This is a genomic window from Arcticibacter svalbardensis MN12-7 (assembly GCF_000403135.1).
GTDB lineage: Bacteria > Bacteroidota > Bacteroidia > Sphingobacteriales > Sphingobacteriaceae > Arcticibacter > Arcticibacter svalbardensis.
On sequence record NZ_AQPN01000120.1, the window covers coordinates 26195 to 32291 of the forward strand.

The following is a 6097-nucleotide window of genomic DNA, read 5'->3' on the forward strand; positions in this document are numbered from 1 at the left end:
TTGAAATTACTCAATCAATTAATTGCTAACAACAAACGCTAGCGATCTTAATAATCACTTTCGGATGTATTTCCTAAGGGATACTGGCTAGTTGACTCTCAGTATGATCTACCATGGAAGACAGTTTAACGGACAATTTACGGTTGTAAAAGAAGGTAGTTTAACGAATGAGGACTCGCCATTATCACATGTAAAAGAATTGACTAACTATTCATTATAGTTCTCAGAGGATACTATAACGGTTATCCTTTATCGCATTCATGGCATGCGTATAGCACTTTTTGCCGGCACCGAGGTTATTTTACGAAAATAAAGTTATGTTTCAAATGGTATTAAAATGGTTTAGGTTTACTTACAATAAAATTATTAGTAGTATAGCATTTATACCAGCGATTATCGCCCTGTCTTTTTTACTCCTATCCTTCATTATGGTTCAGTTCGACTTTTCAGAAGCCGGAAAATCGATAAAATCAAATGCCCATTGGCTGAGTCTTAAAGATGCCAGCACTGCACGCAGCATCATATCTACCATTACTGGCGGAATTATCTCACTTACCGTGTTTAGTTTCAGTATGGTGATGATACTGCTAAACCAGGCAGCTTCTCAGATGAGTAACCGAATTTTAGATAAACTCATTGGTAATCGTTTTCAACAAACTGTTCTGGGGTTTTACATTGGAACAATCGTTTATGCCTTATTTCTTCTTAGTACAATTCGCGATATCAACTCGGGTATCTATGTTCCGGCAATAAGCACCTATTTACTAATTGCACTAAGCGTAATAGATATTTTTTTATTCGTCTATTTTCTTCACTATGTTACTCAGTCAGTAAAATACGGAACTATCATCCACAAGATTCATGATATTACCAGAAAATCACTTGAAAAAAGTTGTACGATTCAAAGCAATACAGATATACATTTGAGTCAGCAAGAAGGTACTATAATTAATGCTTATAAGTCTGGGATCTTCCAAGGATTTACCTATGATGGATTACTGTCATTCTGCAAAAAGCAGGACATTGTGATTTACTTTTTTTATCCCTCTGGAACAATGGTGCTGCAGAATAACCCTTTACTCGGAATAAAGGGAAAAGCAAACCTGCCTGAAGACCTGGAGAAAGACTTGAAAAGTTTAATCGATATACATAGAGGTCAGAATATTGAATCAACATATTATTATGGTTTCAGGCAATTGATGGAAGTGGCAATAAAAGCACTAAGTCCTGGAATAAATGACCCTGGTACTGCTGTGTTAAGCTTGCAGGCTTTAGGGGATCTGCTGGCATTTAGAGTTCAAAATTTTCCCGTCACCCATATCAAAGATCGTGATAATGTTGTAAGAATTATCGTAAAAGAGCGAACATTTGAAGAGATTTTTGAAGAATGTATTTACCCGATTTGGGATTATGGTAAAGAAGACCGTTTAGTTCTGAATGAGCTACTTCATGTCTTGTTGCAACTACAAAAACAGTGTGAACAGCCTGTAATTATCAAGTTCCTGAAAATTGTGCAATCTGCTTTAACGGAGCAGAATATCTAAGGATGTATTGCTTTTCAAAAAACAAATGTTAATAGAGCAATCAGTTGCCGTTTAAACATGAGGTACGGGTGCTAAACAGAATGTATTGATGCTTGAACAAAAAAATAATTAATTTGCTAGTGAGTCGCTAATATTAAAAAGCAATGAAGAATAATTAGAATAAATTTAAGAATTGATCGTATAACATTTAAAGCATGTGTTATCCAGAAGTTCGTAACACATTATACAGACATCAAGATCTATAAATAATTATCTGGTCTGACAAATTTCACCACTAATAAGAGTTTATGAGAATCATTTTTCTATACTTATTACTTCAATTTCTTTTCATGACGGAAGGTAACGCAAGCACGCCCACTTACTTGCAGGATACAACTACAAACCTTTCAGATACGATTACCGGCCTGCATGTTAATCATCACTTGTTAGAAAACTTCATTAGTAATCAACAGATCAAAAATAAAGAAGCCCAGGATATTAGAGAGTTTTATGAGAACAGGAGTTACCAATACGCCTGGTTTCTTGAAGAAGGCTTGGCGGAACAAACGCAATCTTTTTGGAATTTGTACGAAATTTTCCTAAATTATTCTGGCGACAGTTCGCTATACAATCGTGAATTGAATGAGCGTGTAAACTTTCTCAAAGAGGATGACGGACCGTTTAATCCATATGAACAAGATGTTGCAATTACAGAATTAAAGCTAACCGAGTTATTTTTAAAATTCGTTAAAAGAGCATATTCAGGGAATGTTGATCCTGAAAGTCTGCAATGGCAAATTCCGCAAAAGAAGGTCAACACTTTGGAAATCCTGAATGAATTCGTCAAAAATAAAGGCAAAGAACCAGAAAGTATTCTGCCGGTTAATCACCAGTATCTTTTAATGAAAGAAAAGATCATCCGTTTCCAAAAGCTACAAGGAAGGGAGTGGCCAGATATAGATTTAGGCAAAAATAAAGTTCTGAAGTTGGGAGATTCTGCGGCTGTAATCACCGATATAAAAAACCGCCTTCAGTTGCTTGGAGATCTGCCAACCACTGCTCAATCGCAGATTTACGATAGCAGTTTAGAATCCGCTGTACTTAATTTCCAACGTAGACATGGGTTAACAAAGGATGGAATTGTGGGTCCAGCTGTTATAAAGGCCATTAATATTCCTATACAAAGTAAGATTGAGAAAATGCTTATCAATATGGAGCGCATGCGGTGGATGCCGGTTATGAATGAAGGGAGGAGAGTAGTTGTAAATATTCCCGAGTTCAGACTTCACGTTTATGAAGGTAGCAATGAGGTTTTAAGTATGAATGTCGTTGTAGGAAAATCCGCAAATCGTACCGTGATTTTTTCTGATAAAATAAAGAATGTTGTATTTAGTCCTTTTTGGAACATACCAAGAAGTATAATAAGAAACGAAATCCTTCCTGGCATTGAAAGGAACCCAAGCTATTTAAACCGGCACAACATGGAGATAACCGGTAATAGCAATGGCTTGCCCATTATTCGCCAAAAGCCGGGAAGAAAGAATGCCCTTGGAAGGGTTAAATTTATATTTCCTAACAGATATAGTATTTATTTGCATGACACCCCTTCTAAGGGGTTGTTCCAGAGAACACAAAGGGCTTTTAGCCATGGTTGCATCAGGGTCGCCGAACCGAGTGCACTTGCTGAATACCTTCTCAACGATCAAGCAGGGTGGACGGAGAAAAAGATAAAGAAAGCTATGCATTCCAACTCTGAAAAATGGGTTTCACTTAAAGAGCCTGTGCCTGTTTTTATCAGTTACTTTACTGCGTGGGTGGACGAGTCGCAACAATTAAATTTCAGGGACGATATATATGGACATGATGATTTAATCAAAAAGCATTTATTTGAATAACAACAGGTTTGTATTGGGAAAGACAAGTTTAACTTAACTATTTACCTTAAAGGTTGTTAATTGATAATATATGCAAGTTCTCAAATTAATATCACTTATAATTACCTTATCAGCGATGTTAGCCTACATCAATATACGCTATTTAAAACTGCCTTCGACCATAGGGCTAATGGTGTTATCCTTATTACTATCTCTTTTCGTTTTAGTTATTGGCTCAAATTCCGCAGTTGGTTCCTTTATAAAGGAATTAATGGCCCAGATCGATTTTTCAGACTTTCTTTTAGATTTCATGCTTGGATTTCTGCTTTTCGCAGGGGCGTTACATACCGATATCAAGAAACTCAGTAAAAGTAAATGGCCAATCCTTATCTATGCTACAGCAGGAACATTAATATCTACATTTTTAGTCGCAGCAGCAGTTTATTTTCTGCTTCCCTTTCTGTATAAACCTGTTGATTTCATTTATTGCCTTTTGTTTGGTGCATTAATTTCTCCTACAGACCCCATTGCTGTAATGGCTATCTTAAAAAAGGCTGGTATTTCAGAGTCCATTGAAACAAAAATAACAGGAGAGTCCTTGTTTAACGATGGTGTTGGTGTGGTTGTTTTCTTGACGCTGTTTAATATAGCGAGTAAAGGGCTTACTGCAATATCAGCTTCTGAGATCGTAGTGCTTTTAGCGGAGGAGATATTGGGAGGAATATTGTTAGGCTTATTACTTGGATATGTTGGTTTTTCGATGCTAAAAAAAATAAATCATTATCAAACTGAGGTATTAATTACATTGGCTATGGTGATGGGAGGGATAACAATTGCACCAATGTTTCACTTTTCGGGACCATTAGCCATGGTGATAGCAGGCTTATTTATTGGTAACAAAGGTGCACGTGAGGCTATGTCAGATGAAACAAGTGATTATGTTCATAAGTTTTGGGAAATGGTGGATGAAATTTTTAATGCCATTCTTTTTGTATTAATTGGCTTGGAGCTTTTGATTATACCTTTCGAAAGCTCGTTTTTGTATGTTGGATTAGTTGCGATAATAATTGTCCTCATCAGCCGGTTCATCTCATTAGTTACCCCGTCCTATCTTTTTCGATTGAAATATGAATTTCCAAAAGAGACCTTCCTTATTATGACTTGGGGTGGATTGAGAGGTGGTATATCTATTGCCCTTGCACTGTCAATTGGTAACGAAATGGAAAGAGATATGATAGTATCTGTGACCTATATTATCGTATTATTTTCCATTTTAGTGCAGGGCTTAAGCCTTGAAAATGTGGTAAAAAAACTCAATTAGTATTATCGTCAAAGAAATTACCTCATACAAGATCTAAATGATATTAGTCCCCAGCAAATAAATTTTGTGGGTGTTTTAATAATAATTTGTATGGTTGATTATGATGTTGCTTCTAACCGTTATCCACAAAACCCGGATACAACGTCATCCCCCCATCCACATAAATTGTGGTTCCTGTTATGTAATCACTGTCGCCTGAAGCAAGCCACACAGCAACTTTCGCAATATCTTCAGGTAAGCCTATGCGTTTGTAGGGTATAAGTTTTAGCAATTGGTTTTTCTTTTCATCATCATTCCATACATCATCGTTGATATCCGTAGCAATTGCCCCTGGTGAAATGCCGTTAATTCTGATTTTTTTTGGTGCAACCTCTAATGCGAGCGATTTCATCAACATTAAAATACCTCCTTTGGATGAAGCATAGTTTACATGACAGGCCCATGGAATAATATCGTGCACCGAACTAATAAAAATAATATTTCCTATTGCCTTTCCTTCTGGGAAACTTTCTTTTTTACTTTCAAACAGTTGAATGGCTTCACGTGCACACAAAAACTGACCAGTTAAATTCGTGTTGATAACCATATTCCACTGGTCTAACGTCATGCTAGAAAATTCACTATCTTTTTGAATTCCAGCGTTGTTTATTAAAACGTCGAGAGTGCCATATTCATCAACCGCTTTGTTAAACATGGCTACTACTTCCTCTTCCTTTCCAACATTGGCTTTATGTATAAACCCTTTTCCGCCAGCTCTTATAATTTGTTCAAGAGTATATTTTGCACCATCTTCATCGCTGTGATAGTTTACTACTACGTTAGCGCCTTGTTTCCCAAATTCTATTGCTATTCCCTGGCCTATTCCAGAGCTGGCACCCGTTACCAGGACTGTTTGACCTATTACTTCTAGTGACATAATGCTTGATTTTTTATCGTTACTTTCTTATTTATTCCCATCATTTAACTTCTGATCAAAATTGTATGCGATACTAATTACGTGAGGATTGTTAATAGCGTAGGGGATTTACCCAGATAATCTCTATAGAAGCACATTTGCGTGGCATATAAGCCCAACTAAGTTTGCCAATCTGTCCTTTCATCAAGTAGAAAAGGGAATATGCCTCATCAATGCTACCTTGTAGAGGTCACCGATTAATTCGTAATTTCCTATCAGCTAATAACTCATTGGCAATAGCTAATTGCATAAGAATAACTATATACCTTATTTTTTGTTCTAAATAAGGTTGTCTTTTGGCTTCTTTTAACTACCCAATTTATTGTTAAGTAAACCTTTAGATATTTCAAATCGTATTATTTCTGGCTAATCTTAGTAACAGTTTTGATAATTAGGGTTTGCTGAAAAACTCAACAGACTAAAT

4 protein-coding genes are annotated in these 6097 nt (G+C 36.3%); 3 read left to right on the forward strand and 1 reads right to left on the reverse strand.

All coding sequences use genetic code 11. The annotated features are described in order from the left end of the window. Positions 1-326: 326 nt before the first annotated feature. From ADIARSV_RS16550 to ADIARSV_RS16560, 3 genes are all read left to right on the forward strand, one after another. Positions 327-1544, forward strand: a complete 1218-nt coding sequence (locus ADIARSV_RS16550) for a DUF2254 domain-containing protein (protein ID WP_200864773.1) — start codon at positions 327-329, stop codon at positions 1542-1544. A gap of 329 nt (positions 1545-1873) precedes the next feature. Continuing rightward, positions 1874-3418, forward strand: a complete 1545-nt coding sequence (locus ADIARSV_RS16555; RefSeq protein ID WP_052017040.1) for a L,D-transpeptidase family protein — start codon at positions 1874-1876, stop codon at positions 3416-3418. A 115-nt stretch (positions 3419-3533) separates the two neighbouring features. Then, the gene (locus ADIARSV_RS16560; protein WP_016196789.1) at positions 3534-4718 is read left to right on the forward strand and encodes a cation:proton antiporter; all 1185 of its coding nucleotides are present in this window, start codon (positions 3534-3536) and stop codon (positions 4716-4718) included. 112 nt (positions 4719-4830) lie between these two features. Here ADIARSV_RS16560 and ADIARSV_RS16565 read toward each other — a convergent pair whose 3' ends face one another. Continuing rightward, positions 4831-5634 (reverse strand): SDR family oxidoreductase, encoded by an 804-nt coding sequence (locus ADIARSV_RS16565; RefSeq protein WP_016196790.1) that lies wholly within the window; start codon positions 5632-5634, stop codon positions 4831-4833. Between the last annotated feature and the right edge of the window lie 463 nt (positions 5635-6097).